Below are 15348 nucleotides of genomic sequence, written 5' to 3'. Positions count from 1 at the left end.
GCTGAGCCAACGATGCATTGCCTGACACTGCGCATCGAGACAGCCAGCGGGCTGTCGGACAAAAGCGGCGTGCAGCGCAATTTTGCGCAACGCCTACCGTCGCTGCGGGGTCTGCGGGCACGCTCCTGGCGTGCCCGTCCATTCGCGCTCGAAGGCCAATACCTATTCGACGATGAACCCTCCTTGCGCTGCTTCTATGCCGCGCTGGCCGACCATGAGCCGGCTGCAGCCGGTCTTTTGAACGGCGTCAACGTCACCGCACGCACGGATCTATTACCCGAGGACGTCGCCACGACGATATTCGATCGGCCCGTTTTTATCGTGTCGGCGCCGCGAGCCGGCAGCACCATACTCTACGAGCTGCTTGCAAAATGCGACACATTGTGGTCGATCGACGGCGAGATGCAGCACATTATCGACGCGATTCCGGCGCTCAATCTCTATCGTCGCGGGTGTCGCAGCCAAGCACTGGATGAAACCGACGCCGATGGCGAGACGGCGCGCATCGTTCGCTGTTGCTTGTTGGCCGCGATCCAGTCGCACTCCGGCCGCAAGCTCCTCGAGCGCGCCCGCTGCAACTGGCCCGCACGAATTCGGCTACTGGAGAAAACACCTGAGAATGCGCTGCGTGTACCGTTCCTGTATCAGGTGTTTCCCGATGCGCGCTTTATCTATCTGTCCCGGGATCTGCGCCAAAACGTCGTCTCGATCATCGAAGCCTGGAAGCACCCTGGTTTTATCGCCATCCCTCACCTGCCCGGCTGGCCCGATGCCCAATGGCGCTTCCTTTTGCCGGATGGTTGGCGTAACTATCGCGGTCGGCCGCTGTGCCACATCGCCGCCTTTCAATGGGCGGCGGCGAACAAGGCTATTGTCGATGCGCTCGAGGCCATACCGACCGACCAATGGACCACCATTTCATACGCCAACCTGATCGCCGACCCGGCAGCCGAAATCGAGCGGCTGTGCGGCTTCATTGAGGTCGAAATGGGCGCCCGGCTTCGCGCGAGTTTACAGCGGGCGCTGCCGCTTTCGGCAACCACGATTACGCCGCCCTCCCCAATCAAGTGGAAACACAATCCCGACTTCGACCCGGCCGTGACCAAACCGTTACAGCCGCTGGCAGGGCGTATCCGCAGCCTGGGAGTGAACACCGCAGACACCGTGCGGCGGGCGCACCACATGACGAGTGTGCGGTTCGCCTGCCACGTCGATCAACTGGCGCCGGCAGCGCTTGCCGACGATGTCATCGTCGCACCGTCGCTGCGGGTTGCGATCGCTGGCGGGGCGCCGCTCGGTCTGCTGGGAAAACTCCGGCACCGGGAGCGTTTTCAGGCCGATCACCCGATGTTGTGGGTTGAAGATCCGGCCACTGAAGTCTGGACGCCGCTGTGGTTGCATCACAAACAGGCCTGGCTGTGCCACATGTTACAACCCGGCCGTGCCGCGCCGGCCGCGTTGACCGGTAGACTGCGCGAGCAACTGGGCGCCGCGGGCGTGTTGACCACCGTCGAGGCGATCCACGAGCGCCACGCTTACGGCAGCGATCTGTGCCAAGCCGGGCGCCGCAACCTCTCGGAGCTTAGGTATTGCGGGTTGCCGAACTTGCTTGATCCGGTGCTGTGCACAGCGCTCGCACGCTACTACAACACCATGATTGAAAAAGATGAATGGCCGCTCGGTGATGCTCAGGTCGAACGTCGCCATGGCTGGCACAACGAGCGGATCGCACAGTTCCTGCATTATCAGTTGGTCGACTTCGTCTCCCGGGTCGCCGGAAAAAAACTCAAACCGACCTACGCATTTTCTTCGGCCTACCGCGGCGGAGCCCGGCTCGACGCCCACATGGACCGCGAGCAATGCGATTACACATTGTCGCTACTCATTAACGAATCACCGCCGGTAGACGGCGCACCATGGCCATTGTGGTTCGAAACGCCGGCGGGTAAGCACAGTATCGTACTCAGGGTCGGCGACGGTGTTTTGTTCCGAGGGTGCGAATTACCGCATTGGCGTGGCTCGGCGTCAGCCGAGCATGAGCAAATCAATTTGCTGTTTCACTTCGTGCCAACGCAGTGGTCCGGCGTGATCGACTAAAATACTCACCACAACACCCGCCGCGCCGCCCATTCCCGCACTTGCGGGGAATATCTCCTAGACTTACTCATGACTCCCTCCTCTCAAGGTTTGGAGTCTCCGGGAATCCCGGGGCGATTCAACCTACCTCAGTGTGTGGCCTTGGCCACACGGGCAGGATGCAAATGCCTTTGTGGCCGCTCAGGAAGGAGCTTCAATCATGCAAGAGATCAGCAGACGTGGAGAAGCCGGTGGCCAGCGGCCGCGCGCTGCGGGACCACATCTTGGTGCGCTGATCGTTGGCTTGGCGGTTGGCGCTTTCTTTGGGGGAACGACGGCCCAAGCAACAGAGCCGCAGCAACCCATCAGATTCCTTGAACAGGCTGACCCGGGACGCGGTGTCCTCAAGCAGACCGACAACAAATTGTCCGTGGTGATCGGCATTGATCCCAACGAGGTCGGCAACGTCACGGCCACGCACGTGCTCTATTCCAAAGGCCGGCCGGTTTCCAAGAGCAAGGCACCGCTCGAGTTCGAGCGCCAGGAGGCGGCGACCGATGACGAGGGACCAGGCGCCGTGGCCATCCTACCGCTTCGCACGGACACGCGCACGAAGATGGATGATGGGGTCTATGCCCAGAAAATCATCGTCACCGGCGCTCTGAAAGGCGACAAAGAAACGGTCCGTCCCATCGAAGTGGAACGATGGGTCTACTTCCGCGTCGCGAAGGGCAAGCTGACGCCCGCGTCTTTAACCCAATACTCGCGGTTCATCGAGCGGCCTGAACCGGCGGTTGGCCCGGAGGGCCAGACGGTGTTGGTCGAACAAGGCGCGGCCGCTGAAGACGCTGCGGGCGCGCAGCAAACCCAAGAGTTCAAGCCGATGCCCGAATCCTTCGATCAACCCCTCGGTCGTACTGGAGAGGGCGCATCCGAGCGTCTGAACGAGGAGAGACAATACCGGCAGAAAGCCGACATGAGCGAAGCCAACGAGGACTGAGCCTACATCGCATAAGGACATAAAGGGGCATCGTCATGTACGCAACGAAGTTCATCGCATTGGGAGGAGCCTGCGTCCTTTTTGCCTCCGCAACTCCCGCCTGGTCAACGCAGCGCACGGTATGCTTTCAGCTCAAGCTTGCCGACGATCGCACCAACTGCGCCACTACATCCGAGACGGGTAACCGCCGGGGGTGCAACCGCGGCGGCCTCGTCGACGCCGTTGGCCACCAATACCAACTCTGGGACAAGGACAGCGACGGCAACGATGAATTGATCGGCACCTGGTATGTGGGCGGAGCCGGCCGGCGCTGCACATCATTCGCATGGGAAGGGACCTCCTACTACAAGGGAGAGGCCAACCCGGACATTTACATTCGCTACATCAACCAGGTCAACCGCACCGGCTATAGCAATTATGTTCGGGTCAAGGCGGTGCGTACCAATGGCAGCGACCATCCGGCAACAACTTGGCGCAACGGACAAGCGGGCGACGCCGACCGCTATGTGGCACGGAACTGCCGAACTGGAACCAACTGTCAGATTCTACCTGGGGCAAGCCTCGTGCCGACCTTCAATGTCGCATCGGAAAGAGCACTACGGATTATGGCGCTCGATTCGGCGCAGCATGCCCTCCAGGCCTTTGGGGAGATCATGGACAGGCATGTGAATCTGCACTACCCCGGCAGAGACAGCTGCCCGACCAGCTGTGCGGTTAGCCGCACCGAGACCCATATCACCCAGAGCCGCGGCAACAACGGCTTCAATGTGGCTCATGAGATCGGCCATATCATTCAGATGCAGGAGTTCAACCAGGACTCTCTGCGCAATGACTGCAGCCGGAACGGGAGCGGCCATTCACTCACCTCCATCGAGCACGAATCCTGCGCGACGACCGAGGGGTGGGCCAATTTCATCGGTGTGGTCAGTTGGTATGAACCCAATAATGCCAGTACGGTTCCGTTCGGTTGGGGGCGCAACTTCGAGACAGCCGCCCCCTTCCAAGCGAGCTGCATGGACAATGCCCACAGCACGTATCAGGTCGCCAAGGCCTTCTGGGATCTGGATGACTTCAATAACGAGAACGGCAGCGGTATCGCCTCGAGCTGGGATGACCGCATGTCGTACAGTACGACCTGGATCGCCCAGGGCTGGCGCCAGTTTCCCAATGGAACGGGCAACCGGCAAGACTTCGAATCCGGCGCCGATGGCGTGAATATGCGGGATTATTATTGGAACAACACCAGCCGCTTCAACAGCAACCTATTCGAGACGTTGATCCGGCACAATTGCCTGACCGCGCAGGACAACAACTGACACGGCTTTGCAGGTGTCAAGGACCAGGCGTTTGCATCGCCTGGTCCTTGCGCCTTGGGGCGCCGGAAGCAGCGAGAAGCCCTGATCGGCTGGAGTTCTAAGCACTTTAGCGCGCGTCAAGCAAGCTCGACCGTCACATCCAACCGTTTACCGAGCGCGGCCAGGGCGGCCTCGATTTGATCGAGGCGGGAGGCGTGGTTGAGATCGAGCAGACGGTCCACTTGCGGCATATGCCAATGAAGCCGCCGCGCCAGATCCGCCTTACGCACACCCTGAGCACGCATCTCCTGATAGAGCAACACTTTGGCCTCCGTCAGTGCTGGCAGGCGGACGCCGTATTGCCCTTGGCCCACCGCCGAGGGCTGTGGGACCTCCTCACGGTCGGCGATCCGGCAGGCCATTACTTCCTCGAGGGCGTCCACCGCGCGCGTAAGGGCATCCACCCCATCCTCACCGAAGGTTGCCGCTTCCGGAAAGTCCGGGAAGATCACCAAAACAGTGTTGTTGGTATCTGCGCTCAGCGTTGCCGGATAGATCAAAATCGCACCACCTCACTTCAAGCCGAGATCCTTTTTGATCTTCTCCACCAGTCCCTTGCCCAACTCCTTGTTGCCGCCGTGCATGAGCGGCTCCGACTTACACCCGCCCCGCCGCACGATCATCTGTTTCGCTTCTGACGGGCCTGGAATCAGCATAGCCCAGGTGCGCATCACGGCGTCAGTTTCACCTGGCGCGTGGAGCCCCAAACGTATACTTTGGAAATCTACGGGCTTGTTGGCGCCATCGTCATTCGCCTGACCAACCCATGGGCGTAACAGCAAAACGAACCAAACCTAGCGGAATCAAAAATGCGCCGGATTTTCCTCTCCGCCGTCACCGGCGAATTCGGCTCCCATCGCCGGATGCTGAAAGCCGATCTCAGCCTGCCGCGGGTCAAGGTGCAGGAGCAGACCGATCTGGTCCAGGGCGAAGGCAAGCTGCTGCAAACCCTCGATACCTACATCCGCGACCATTGTGACGCCCTACTCCACTTGGTCGGCCGCCAAGGGGGGCAAACCCTCAAACCGGATGAACTGCGCTGGCTGCTCGATAGCTACGACGATTTCCCCGCGCGGTTTCCGTTTCTAGCGCCGGCACTGCACGCTTCCCCGCCCGCACTGACCTACACGCAACTGGAAGCCTGGCTAGCCCTCTACCACGGCAAGCGCTGCCATCTCTATCGGCCCGGCGATTGGGATCAAAACCCGCTTCCCCGCGATCATCCGCAACAGCGCCATTGGAAATGGCTGGCAGGCTTGGGCGAGCATTACAGCACGTTCGATGATGAACAGCACCTGTGCCGCCACGTGCTGCGTGATTTGCACAATCTCTGGCCCGAGGAGATTCCCGCCCAGCACCGTCCCATCGCCCTCCCCTATTCATCCCTGGGCACCCTGTTCAAGGGCCGCGAAGCCGTTCTCCAGCAGTTGCGGGCCAGCCTGACGAAATCGACCGGCCAGGCGACGGCCCTCGTCGGCAAAGCCATGCATGGCCTGGGGGGCGTGGGCAAGACACGGTTGGCGGTCGAATACGCCTGGCAACATGCGGATGAGTATTCGGCGGTGCTGTTCGTGACGGCCGATTCCCCGGCCAGCCTACAACGGAATCTGGCCGAGCTGACCGGGCCGCGGGTGCTCAATCTACCGGAACGGGAATCACCCGAGGAAGCGGTGCAGATGGCGGCGGCGCTGCGGTGGCTGAACACGCATCCGGGCTGGTTCCTGATCCTGGATAACGTCGACACGGAAGCGGCTGCCGCTTACGCTGAGGACTTGCTCACCCGTTTGCAAGGCGGGCAGGTGCTGATCACCTCGCGGCTGGCGCGCTGGGGCGGTCACGTCGAGCCGGTGGAGCTGGACGTGCTGCAAGAAGACGCCGCCGCCGCTTTTCTGCTGGAGCGGACCCGGCCGCAAAGCGGCTGTCGGGGCCGACAACCTCGGCCCGACGACGACCAGCGCGCGGCCGCCTTGGCCCGGGAGCTGGCTGGCTTGGCGCTGGCGCTGGAGCAAGCCGGCGCCTACATCACCGCCCAGCGTATTTCGCTCGCCGACTATTTGCGGCGCTGGCAAGCGCACGATAAGCAGGTGCAAACCTGGCATCGGGCGCGGGAGATGCAATACCCCCGCAGCCTCGCCGTCACCTGGCAGACGACCCTCGAACAGCTCGGCCCGGGAGAGGTGGCGCTGCTGAATATATTGGCCTGGTTCGCTCCCGAGCCGATCCCGCTGTTCGTGCTCGGCCTGCCCTATGCGGAAGCGGCTTTCGATCCGGCAGAAAATTCGGAGGACGCCAAAGTGGCCGAGAAAATCGCGGTCCTCTGGCGCGAAGCTGCGGCCAGGCTCTCGAATGCCGAGCCGCCCGCCGGCAGCTCGGGCAACGGCGAACGTACAGACCCCTCGGCCCAGGCCGGCCAGGCCTCCCTCCGCGAAGCGCTGGCCACGTTAACCGACTACAGCCTCATCCGCTGGGAGGTGGCCGCCGACACCGTGGCGATCCATCGCGTCGTCCAGGAAATCCTCCGCACCAGCCAGCCGGCGGCGGTCCAGTGGCTAACATCAGCCCTGAAACTGCTCGATGAGGCCCTACCGCCTGGAAATCCGTGGGATGTGCACACCTGGCCGCGTTGGGAGCCACTTCGCGCCCACATCGCCTTCGCCGCTGCGAAGGCCGACTGGCGAGACATAGCCGAGCCGACAGGTCTGTTTATTAACCGACTTGCGCTATTGCTTCACGCTAAAGCGCTGCATGCCGAGGCCGAGCCCCTCTTCCGCCGTGCCCTGGCGATCGGCGAGGCCGTCTACGGCCCCGAGCATCCCGCGGTCGCCACCGGCCTCAACAACCTGGCCGGATTGCTCCAGGCCACCAACCGTCTGGCCGAGGCCGAGCCGCTCTTCCGCCGCGCCCTGGCGATCGACGAAGCCGCCTACGGATCCGAGCATCCCGAGGCCGCCACCGGCCTCAACAATCTGGCCGAATTGCTCCGGGCCACCAACCGCCTGGCCGAGGCCGAGCCGCTCTACCGCCGCGCCCTGGCGATCAACGAAGCCGCCTACGGATCCGAGTATCCCGCGGTCGCCCGCGACCTCAACAACCTGGCCGAGTTGCTCCGGGTCACTAACCGCCTGGCCGAGGCCGAGCCGCTCTACCGCCGCGCCCTGGCGATCAACGAAGCCGCCTACGGATCCGAGCATCCCGAGGCCGCCACCGGCCTCAACAATCTGGCCGAATTGCTCCGGGCCACCAACCGCCTGGCCGAGGCCGAGCCGCTCTACCGCCGCGCCCTGGCGATCGACGAAGCCGCCTACGGATCCGAGCATCCCGAGGCCGCCACCGGCCTCAACAATCTGGCCGAATTGCTCCGGGCCACCAACCGCCTGGCCGAGGCCGAGCCGCTCTACCGCCGCGCCCTGGCAATTCGCGAGGCCGCCTACGGCCCCGAGCATCCCCATGTCGCCCATGGCCTCAACAACCTGGCCTTGTTGCTTAAGGACGGCCACCGCCTGGTCGAGGCCGAGCCGTTGATGTGTCGCATGGCGGCAATCTTTTACCGTTATCAGCAAATGACTGGCTACGCGCATCCGTACATGCAAACGGATTTGGAAAACTATCGATCTCTGCTCAAAGCATTGAGTGTTCCGTCAGATGGCATCACAGAGCAGATACAGGCGGTGATGCAGACGCCAGGACCGCTAGAGCCCATCACGCTCCATCTAGAAGGGCTCCTTGGCCCCTCCCAGCTCGACGTACCCCTGGACCAGCCGGTGGCTTCGCACTTGGAAAAGCTCCTCGGCCCGGCCCCGTCGACGCAAGACGTGCTCGACACCCTGGAGCGGCAGTATCGCGAGCAAGGAAAACCCGCCGTCTGGTTCCTGCCGCTCGATGAGCCTATTTCCCCTCACCTCGACGAACTGCTGAAGACCGATCAGTAGCAAGCAATCGAGTCCGGTTCCAGGGCTTGCCATTAGCTCCGCCCTGAATTGCAGACATCGATTTCGAGCCGGCTCGCTTGCGCGGTGATTTTTATCGGCCGGCGGATTAGTCCTAAAGGATAGCGGCCGGCAAGTAGCGCCTCGCTGGACCCTCCGCTATCCGTTACCGTGCTTTCACGTATCCTCGGCCATTCGTGCCAAAGTGCTCATCCAGCTTGTCCAGAATCGCCAGCCCGCGCTTCGTATCGCCTCGCTTGGCGTGAATCTCGAACCACATTCTGGCGTCTTGCGCCGCCAGGGCAATCGTCGCCAGCTCGTCAATCAGCTTGTTGACGCTCACGCCCCGCTGCTCTGCCAATACTTTCAGCCGTTCGTGCTTGTCGTTCGGAAAATCCAAAGTGGCGACATTCCCTCCAGGAGTTAAAATCTGCTCCAGACTAATCCATCGATTTCGGCAAAATGGGCATCGCGGGATAGCAGTTCGGCCCCGGTGTCCATGGTGTCCATGGTGTCCATGGTGTCCATGGTGTCCATGGTGTCCATGGTGTCCATGGTGTCCATGGTGTCCATGGTGTCCATGGTGTCCATGGTGTCCAGCAGCAATTTTACTGCCATTGTTCCGCATCGATCTCCTCGAATACCGCTACCGCATTATCGAAGTCTGCGGCTTCCTCCGCGCTCCAGGAGCCGATGAAATCGTCCAGACGGTCGCCGATCATATTTCGGATCGGGAACCGCACGATCCAACCCCGAGCCACGACGCATGAGCTTTAATGCCGCCTTGTTCATAGAAATATGCTCCTGCTCGGCGAGCTGGCGGATGCGCCGCTCCAGCTCCTTGTCAAGCCCGCGGAAGGTCAGTTGGTTCATAACTGATTCACCTGATGAGGCACATTGCTTCATTGTACGACTTATCAGGTTTATCGTTGCCGGCAGCACGGCCGGTTACTAGACTGGAATACACGTTGCATAGCCAAAGGCGCAATCGCGATGTCCGCTTTGCTGGAACAGGCGCGTCACCGACTGACCACCGCCGATTATCACAAGATGGGCGCAGCGGGCATTTTCCGTCCCACCGATCGGGTCGAGTTGATCGAGGGGGAGATCATCGATATGGCGCCGATCGGAAGCGCTCATGCGGGCATAGTCGCATTGCTGAACAACCGGCTGGTGCCGGCGATGGCGGGCCAAGCCATTATTAATGTTCAGAACCCGGTGGTTCTGGGCGAGCACTCCGAGCCGCAGCCGGACCTCTCGATCCTGAAGCCGCGCCCGGATTTCTACCGCAACTCACATCCCACTCCCGCCGATATCATGCTCCTGATCGAGGTCGCCGAAACTTCGATCGACTTCGACCGGGAGATCAAACTCCCGCTCTACGCACGCCACGACGTGCCGGAGGTGTGGCTGGTCGATCTTCGGCAGAAGGTGCTGACGATGCACCGCACGCCGATCGAGGACATGTATCGCGAAACCCTGCAGCCCAGTGATCTGACCCGCGTCGTGTCGCTGAAGCTGCCGCAGGCGGCACTCGATCTTTCCGATCTGTTCTGGTTCTGACGGCCGGAAATCAACCCGCCTCTACAACCCCTTCTTGGCCTCCCCTGCTCTGGTTATTATTACGCCATCATTTCGAACGCGCCCAGTCGGCGCGCAACCTCAGGTCGGCTGCATTAATGGCGACCAACGGCAAATGGCAAACCAACAGGCCTGAGCTATTCATTCGCAGGTCCGTAACCATACGGGACCCAATCCCTATAACAAGCCCGCCTTCCTGAGAAGGTGCTGCGTCCAATCCGGCTGTCCAAACCCGCCCCACTGCACGCGCCCTCTACTCACCGTGGCAATAGCGATGTGGCCATGCCCCGATGTGTTGTTGTCGAAGAGGATGGCGCGATTTACTTGGGGAAGCACCTTGGCTATCAGATCAAGGAGCCGGACATGTCGCTTCCGGATTTTCTCCTCGGGTACGGCGTGCCCGCCCTCCGCCACCCGGTAGGCCACACGGGCGACAGCGACCTCGGGATCGACGTGAATGACGAGCAGCCAAACCTCATAGCCGAGGGTAATGGCGCGCTCGATTAGCTCGACCTTGGAAGGGTGGGAAAAGACAGTTTCGGCCACAAAGGAGCGGTACGCATGAAGCAACGCCTCACGATGCGCTGCCGCAAGCTGGGCTGCCTCGTAGGCGTGCTGCTCCTCCTCACCCGGCCAGTGCTCGGTGGCAAGGCGGTCCGCATTGACGAACGGTAGCTCCGGGAAGCGCCGCGCGATAAATGTCTCGTAGAGTGAAGTCTTGCCCGCGCCGTTCGGGCCGACCAGCAGGATAAGCCGCGGCGCGCCCATCAGTCGGCTTGCTGATGCTTACCCTCAGGGGCCTGCTCCACCAAATCTCCGCCCTTATTGCGCCCCGCTAGCGGTCGACCGGCTGCAGTCAGGCGCTGCTGAAGCATTGGATTGCCGTCCATCTGCGCCAGCTCGGAAAATGCCGCTTCGAAGCGCTCGTCCGAAACTTCGTTGCCGACGTCCGCCTCGCGAGCGGCCTCCATCAGCAACCGCAGCTGCTTTGCCGTGATGAACGGACTCGTCTCGATCTCGTGGCCGAGACGCGCGAGAAACTCAAGCTGCTGGCCGATGCTCCGGTGCATCAGCTGAGCGTTGCGCTGGAGCAGCTCGTAAAGCTCATCAGAGATCCGTACAGAGCGCGACATGTTGCTCGTCTCCGCTGCATAGTGCATACAGCTTACCACTATCTGAAGGGATGAGCCGCACACGATCCCAATGCCACAGAGCTTCCCCGCCCCCTCACCCCTGCAGTGGCTGGCCCCCAGTCTCTCGTCAGCTCACTCGATGGATGCCCAAGTGCCAGAGATCCCCAGTTCATTGGGCATGGTTACGCTTGCTCTGAATCCTCTCCGGCAGAAGCATTCTCTTTGCCCTTAGCCAATGTGCCCTGGCCCGGCGAAACCGGAGCAAGTCATCATGGCGACTGCTGCCGCGAGGATTGCGCGTGCCTGGTCGCGGCTATAGCTATCACGCCCGTGATTGTGGTGAGCAGGATGCGTTGCGTGTTTTATCGCATCACGCAATAGAATAAGGCGCTCCGGGATGTCCATACTTTCCTTCCCGTCTCGGCCACCACTGAATTTCTCCCGCGCCCGCCCGAGTTGGGCTTCGTCTTCCTTGCTCAGCGGGTAGGTTTCGAAGAGTTTCCGACATTCGGCGACACACTCATCGTAATGGCCGCGTAGCAGGTGGTACTGAGCCTTGCCGATGATGTCGGCGGCGGGTTCCGCCCCGCTCTCCTGATCTGGCAAAGGCACCTCGTACAGCAGTGAGCGACGATATTCCATCCGCTCCAAGGCTTCGATCCAATCCTGCTGTCGGATGTGGTGTTCACCCGATTCCGTAATCGTTGCAATGTTGCCGCCTTGCGTGACCTCGCCGGTCAGCCAGATCCTCAGCCGAAAGTCACCGCCGTTGCGGCGTGCTTCAATGGCCTCCAACTGCTGGGGCGTGAGCGCAAGCCGAAACTCAAGGGTCTGCTGGCCAGAGGACGATATCTGGATGGGTTGTGCCTGCTCCGGTATGGCGAAACCGATCCTCCGTTGCTCTTCCCCGCCCCAATCGACTCGGATGACAAGATGCCGGAGGAACGTCTGTGTCTCCAGCGACCGAACCGTGCAGTGGAGGTTGATAATCAAAGTGTAGCCGCCGAGGCCGGGTAGCCCGTTCACTTGGATCTGATAAACATCGGCGAGAATTTGACAGTTTGATGTGACGATACTAATCGTCATGCCGCCGTCACCTGAGCCAGTGCATCCGCGAGGCGCCCATGTACTATTCGACAGTGGGCCAACCGTGCTTTCAGGCGGTCGCATAGGACCATTAGCTCATCGACCTTAGCGACGATGCGATGCTGCTCTGCCAGAGGAGGCAGCGGAAATGGATGTCCGAACAGGGTCTCTGACTTGAGCTTACATGTCCCGTGGCTCGACCGTTCAATAAGTTGAAGAATGTGCGGCTTGAGCCCTTGAAGAGCGTAGAGAACAAATTCGGCCATCTCCGGAAGCAGGGATATTGCCTTCATGTCCTGATTTATGCAGAGGGGAACCTGGCTAATCGCAACCGGGAACGAATGTGCGAGGATCATCCCTCGGACAACCAATAGAAGACTCCCGGCAGGGATCAGCTTTAGCGACGTTTTCTCAATTGCAACTGCAGAAACATGATCAACCGCGTCGTTAATGTACGATCTTTTCATGTCCTTTGGGGAAACCCACGGAATGGTTCCGCTCCAAAGACTTGCATCACCTTTGTTAGGGGTGGCACCTCCTGCAATAGGGCCAAGATCTCCGACCGATACGCACTCCCAGCCGGCGGGTAACGCAGGCAGCGCTTCCTCGTTGGTTCTGCGCCCTACTTGCCGGTTCCCATTCCTACCCCGCAGGCGTTTGAGCAACTCGCTCGCCGGCCCGTCGCTCGGATCCTGCGGCACCAACTTGCCCATGACGGCCAGTTGCAGGAGGGTCTGCTTAAGGGTGTCGATGCTGGGCTCGGTGGTGAAGAGGGTGTCGAAGTGGGCGCTCAGGCGTTGCCAGTTGGCGGCGAAATCTTCAGCGGACCGGCTCTGCGTGAGGGTGTCGAGTAGGGTCTTGACCAGGGTGGTGTGGGCGGCCTCGGTGTCCGCTTGCTGCGCCTCGAGTCGGTCGCATAGGGCCATCAGTTCATCGACTTTGGCGACAATACGGGCCTGTCCGGCCAACGGCGGAAGTGGCACCATCAGCTTAGGAATATCACCTAGATTAAGCTTGTTGGTATGGGAGCCGCCCGCCTTAATGGCTTCGTACTGACCCAACATGAGAGGTGATTCCAGAACAAGCTTCGTCCATCTCGTTATCGGAGTGGACTTAGGCGTCTTTATCAGGCCAACGCTGACGAATAGGCTAAACGGCTGATCCGTATCGACGATGACAGGTTTGCCAAGCGTACCGATGCGGCACAAGAGGATGTCATTGCGCTCTGGGTTACACCGGCTGCTGATCGTTTGGTGCTCTTCCTGCGAAATGAACTTCGTATCAGAGAAGCGGAGTTGTCCGCCACTAATGTCTTTAACAGAAATAAAAGGCACGCCTTTCGCGACGTACTGCGGAGTGTGATGCGTCCCGTCGGTTACAAGTAGGGCCAATCCACCGAGCCTTGACCACCGCCACCGTGGGGGTAAACCGAATGGTTGATTTCCGGCAGTGATCCCTTGCTGTGCCCTTCCCTTTTTCAGCTTACCTTCCGTAATTAGCTGTCGTTTTTCAGCGTCTATGCATTCCAACAACTCACTCGCCGGTTCATCATTTGGATTCTGCGGCACCAGTTTGCCCCGCACCGCCAGATCAAGAATCAGCTCGCGCAGCTTCTTGATGCCGCCGGGTGCCGCTGCGATCAGGGGGAGGTGCTCGCAGAGGGCGATGGAATGTCCTTCGACAGGCTTCCTTCGACTTTGCTCGGGGCGAGCGGGAGTGGTGGCGCTCATGCCCTGCCCTCCAGTGCCGCGGCCAGGGCGCTTTTCAGCTCATCGCGGGTGGTGGTGATCTCGGCCTGCAGTTTTTCGTATTGCCGCAGCAGCTCGTCCGGGTCGTGGTTTTCCACTTCGGCGACGTGCGGGTTCTTGCGGTCCAGGTTGTAATTGCCGGCGCGGATCTCGTCGATGGAGACGCGCCAGGCCTGCGCATTCTCCTTCCGAGCGTGCCACCAGGCTTTTTCGGCGTCGAACTCAGTGATACGGATCGGCTTGGTCTTGGAATAGGACTTGTAGCCGGGCGGGTACGGGTGCTCGTAGTACCAGACCTCGGTGGTCGGCTCGCCCTTGGTGAAAAACAGCAGGTTGGTCTTGATGCCGGTGTAGGGGTTGAAGACGCCATTGGGCAGCCGGACGATGGTGTGCAGATTGCACTCGGTGAGCAGCTTCTCCTTGATCTTGGTCTTCACGCCCTCGCCGAACAGGGTGCCGTCCGGCAGGACGATGGCGGCACGGCCATTGGGCTTGAGGATCTGAATGACGAGCTGCAGGAACAGATCCGCGGTCTCGCGGGTGCGGGTGGCCTGGGGGAAGTTGAGCTCGGTGCCGTCCTCTTCCATGCCGCCGAACGGCGGGTTGGTGAGCACTGCATCGACCCGCTCGCGCGGCCCCCAATCGCGCAGCGGCCGGGCCAGGGTGTTGTCGTGGCGGATGCGGGTGGGCACCTCCAGGCCGTGCAGCAGCATGTTGGTGGTGCACAGCAGATGCGGCAGCTGCTTTTTCTCGAAGCCCTGGACCTGCTCCTGCAGCGTGGCCTCGGCCGCCACGGTCTGCACGTAGTGCTTGCGAATGTGCTCGACGGTGCAGGTGAGAAAGCCGCCGGTGCCGCAGGCCGGGTCCATAACCTGCTCGCCGAGCTGCGGGTCGATGATGTCCACCATGAACTGGGTGACGGCGCGGGGCGTGTAGAATTCGCCGGCGTTGCCCGCGCTCTGCAGGTCCTTCAAGATCTGCTCGTAGATGTCGCCGAGCAGGTGGCGCTCCTTCGCCGAGTGAAAATCGATGCCCGCCTCGATCCGATTGACCACCTGGCGCAGCAGGGTGCCGTTTTTCATGTAATTGAAGGCATCGGCGAATACCTCGCGGGCGACGAAGCCGCGCGGGTTGGTCTGGGGCGTGGCGCGCAGGCGCTTGAGCTGCGGGAAGAGCGCGTTGTTGACGAACTCCAGCAGCGCCTCGCCGGTGATGCCCTCGGGATCGGCGGCCCAGCTGCGCCACAGCAGCTCCTCGGGAATGGGCGGCTGGTAGTCGTCGTAGCGCAGCGCGAGCTCTTCCTCCTGGGCGTCGAATATCTTCAAGAACAGCAGCCAGGCGAGCTGGCCGATGCGCTGGGCGTCGCCGTCGACACCGGCATCCTTGCGCATGATGTCCTGGATGGACTTGATGGTGGTGGAAATGGACATGGACGGTTCCGGG

General features: G+C 61.2%; 14 protein-coding genes. 5 read left to right on the top strand and 9 right to left on the bottom strand.

Features of this window, described 5'->3' with window-relative positions; genetic code table 11:
- Positions 1-12 precede the first annotated feature (12 nt).
- The 3 genes from NB231_RS16570 (at position 13) to NB231_RS02380 (ending at position 4392) form a co-directional block, all read left to right on the top strand.
- Complete coding sequence (locus tag NB231_RS16570; protein WP_004999448.1) at positions 13-2097, top strand: sulfotransferase family protein; 2085 nt, start codon at positions 13-15, stop codon at positions 2095-2097.
- Positions 2098-2296: 199 nt separating this feature from the next.
- A complete protein-coding gene (locus NB231_RS02385; protein ID WP_004999447.1) occupies positions 2297-3076 on the top strand; it encodes a hypothetical protein in 780 nt (259 codons plus the stop codon).
- Between the two features lie 35 nt (positions 3077-3111).
- Positions 3112-4392, top strand: a complete 1281-nt coding sequence (locus tag NB231_RS02380) for a hypothetical protein (RefSeq protein WP_004999446.1) — start codon at positions 3112-3114, stop codon at positions 4390-4392.
- Positions 4393-4508: 116 nt separating this feature from the next.
- On the opposite strand, the gene NB231_RS02375 is transcribed toward NB231_RS02380, so the two are convergent.
- A complete protein-coding gene (locus NB231_RS02375) occupies positions 4509-4931 on the bottom strand; it encodes a type II toxin-antitoxin system HicB family antitoxin (RefSeq protein ID WP_004999443.1) in 423 nt (140 codons plus the stop codon).
- A 309-nt stretch (positions 4932-5240) separates the two neighbouring features.
- Between NB231_RS02375 and NB231_RS17330 the strand changes: the two genes are divergently transcribed.
- A complete protein-coding gene (locus tag NB231_RS17330; protein ID WP_004999438.1) occupies positions 5241-8360 on the top strand; it encodes a tetratricopeptide repeat protein in 3120 nt (1039 codons plus the stop codon).
- A 163-nt stretch (positions 8361-8523) separates the two neighbouring features.
- Here the strand turns inward: NB231_RS17330 and NB231_RS19335 are convergent, their stop codons facing one another.
- From NB231_RS19335 to NB231_RS19325, 3 genes are read right to left on the bottom strand one after another with little or no spacing between them, the layout of a single operon-like run.
- The gene (locus tag NB231_RS19335) at positions 8524-8757 is read right to left on the bottom strand and encodes a hypothetical protein (protein ID WP_004999433.1); all 234 of its coding nucleotides are present in this window, start codon (positions 8755-8757) and stop codon (positions 8524-8526) included.
- 23 nt (positions 8758-8780) lie between these two features.
- Complete coding sequence (locus NB231_RS19330; RefSeq protein ID WP_004999432.1) at positions 8781-8975, bottom strand: hypothetical protein; 195 nt, start codon at positions 8973-8975, stop codon at positions 8781-8783.
- A 36-nt stretch (positions 8976-9011) separates the two neighbouring features.
- Positions 9012-9230 carry a hypothetical protein gene (locus tag NB231_RS19325; RefSeq protein ID WP_232210364.1) on the bottom strand — a complete coding sequence of 73 codons (219 nt, stop codon included), beginning with the start codon at positions 9228-9230 and terminating at the stop codon, positions 9012-9014.
- 120 nt (positions 9231-9350) lie between these two features.
- On the opposite strand from NB231_RS19325, the gene NB231_RS02350 reads away from it, so the two are divergent.
- Positions 9351-9920 (top strand): Uma2 family endonuclease, encoded by a 570-nt coding sequence (locus NB231_RS02350; RefSeq protein ID WP_004999421.1) that lies wholly within the window; start codon positions 9351-9353, stop codon positions 9918-9920.
- Positions 9921-10115: 195 nt separating this feature from the next.
- On the opposite strand, the gene NB231_RS02345 is transcribed toward NB231_RS02350, so the two are convergent.
- The 5 genes from NB231_RS02345 to NB231_RS02325 all read right to left on the bottom strand — a co-directional run bounded on the left by NB231_RS02345 (position 10116) and on the right by NB231_RS02325 (position 15335).
- Positions 10116-10706 carry a zeta toxin family protein gene (locus NB231_RS02345; RefSeq protein WP_004999420.1) on the bottom strand — a complete coding sequence of 197 codons (591 nt, stop codon included), beginning with the start codon at positions 10704-10706 and terminating at the stop codon, positions 10116-10118.
- A complete protein-coding gene (locus NB231_RS02340; RefSeq protein ID WP_040661616.1) occupies positions 10706-11071 on the bottom strand; it encodes a TA system antitoxin ParD family protein in 366 nt (121 codons plus the stop codon). The genes NB231_RS02345 and NB231_RS02340 overlap by 1 nt, the downstream gene beginning before the upstream one ends.
- 228 nt (positions 11072-11299) lie before the next feature.
- Positions 11300-12157 (bottom strand): hypothetical protein, encoded by an 858-nt coding sequence (locus tag NB231_RS02335; protein ID WP_004999417.1) that lies wholly within the window; start codon positions 12155-12157, stop codon positions 11300-11302.
- A complete protein-coding gene (locus NB231_RS02330) occupies positions 12154-13887 on the bottom strand; it encodes a restriction endonuclease subunit S (RefSeq protein WP_004999414.1) in 1734 nt (577 codons plus the stop codon). Before NB231_RS02330 ends, NB231_RS02335 begins: the two co-directional genes overlap by 4 nt.
- A complete protein-coding gene (locus NB231_RS02325) occupies positions 13884-15335 on the bottom strand; it encodes a type I restriction-modification system subunit M (RefSeq protein ID WP_004999413.1) in 1452 nt (483 codons plus the stop codon). The genes NB231_RS02330 and NB231_RS02325 overlap by 4 nt, the downstream gene beginning before the upstream one ends.
- Positions 15336-15348 lie beyond the last annotated feature (13 nt).

The sequence above is a fragment of the Nitrococcus mobilis Nb-231 genome, assembly GCF_000153205.1.
GTDB classification, from domain to species: domain Bacteria; phylum Pseudomonadota; class Gammaproteobacteria; order Nitrococcales; family Nitrococcaceae; genus Nitrococcus; species Nitrococcus mobilis.
This window is presented reverse-complemented; position numbering and strand designations above follow the sequence as displayed.

Bases quoted from the DNA above. Each gene is read 5' to 3' on its own strand.
- NB231_RS16570 (WP_004999448.1), top strand. From the start codon at position 13: ATGCATTGCCTGACACTGCGCATCGAGACAGCCAGCGGGCTGTCGGAC.
- NB231_RS02385 (WP_004999447.1), top strand. From the start codon at position 2,297: ATGCAAGAGATCAGCAGACGTGGAGAAGCCGGTGGCCAGCGGCCGCGC.
- NB231_RS02380 (WP_004999446.1), top strand. From the start codon at position 3,112: ATGTACGCAACGAAGTTCATCGCATTGGGAGGAGCCTGCGTCCTTTTT.
- NB231_RS17330 (WP_004999438.1), top strand. From the start codon at position 5,241: ATGCGCCGGATTTTCCTCTCCGCCGTCACCGGCGAATTCGGCTCCCAT.
- NB231_RS19330 (WP_004999432.1), bottom strand. From the start codon at position 8,975: ATGGCAGTAAAATTGCTGCTGGACACCATGGACACCATGGACACCATG.
- NB231_RS19325 (WP_232210364.1), bottom strand. From the start codon at position 9,230: ATGAACCAACTGACCTTCCGCGGGCTTGACAAGGAGCTGGAGCGGCGC.
- NB231_RS02350 (WP_004999421.1), top strand. From the start codon at position 9,351: ATGTCCGCTTTGCTGGAACAGGCGCGTCACCGACTGACCACCGCCGAT.
- NB231_RS02345 (WP_004999420.1), bottom strand. From the start codon at position 10,706: ATGGGCGCGCCGCGGCTTATCCTGCTGGTCGGCCCGAACGGCGCGGGC.
- NB231_RS02340 (WP_040661616.1), bottom strand. From the start codon at position 11,071: ATGTCGCGCTCTGTACGGATCTCTGATGAGCTTTACGAGCTGCTCCAG.
- NB231_RS02335 (WP_004999417.1), bottom strand. From the start codon at position 12,157: ATGACGATTAGTATCGTCACATCAAACTGTCAAATTCTCGCCGATGTT.
- NB231_RS02330 (WP_004999414.1), bottom strand. From the start codon at position 13,887: ATGAGCGCCACCACTCCCGCTCGCCCCGAGCAAAGTCGAAGGAAGCCT.
- NB231_RS02325 (WP_004999413.1), bottom strand. From the start codon at position 15,335: ATGTCCATTTCCACCACCATCAAGTCCATCCAGGACATCATGCGCAAG.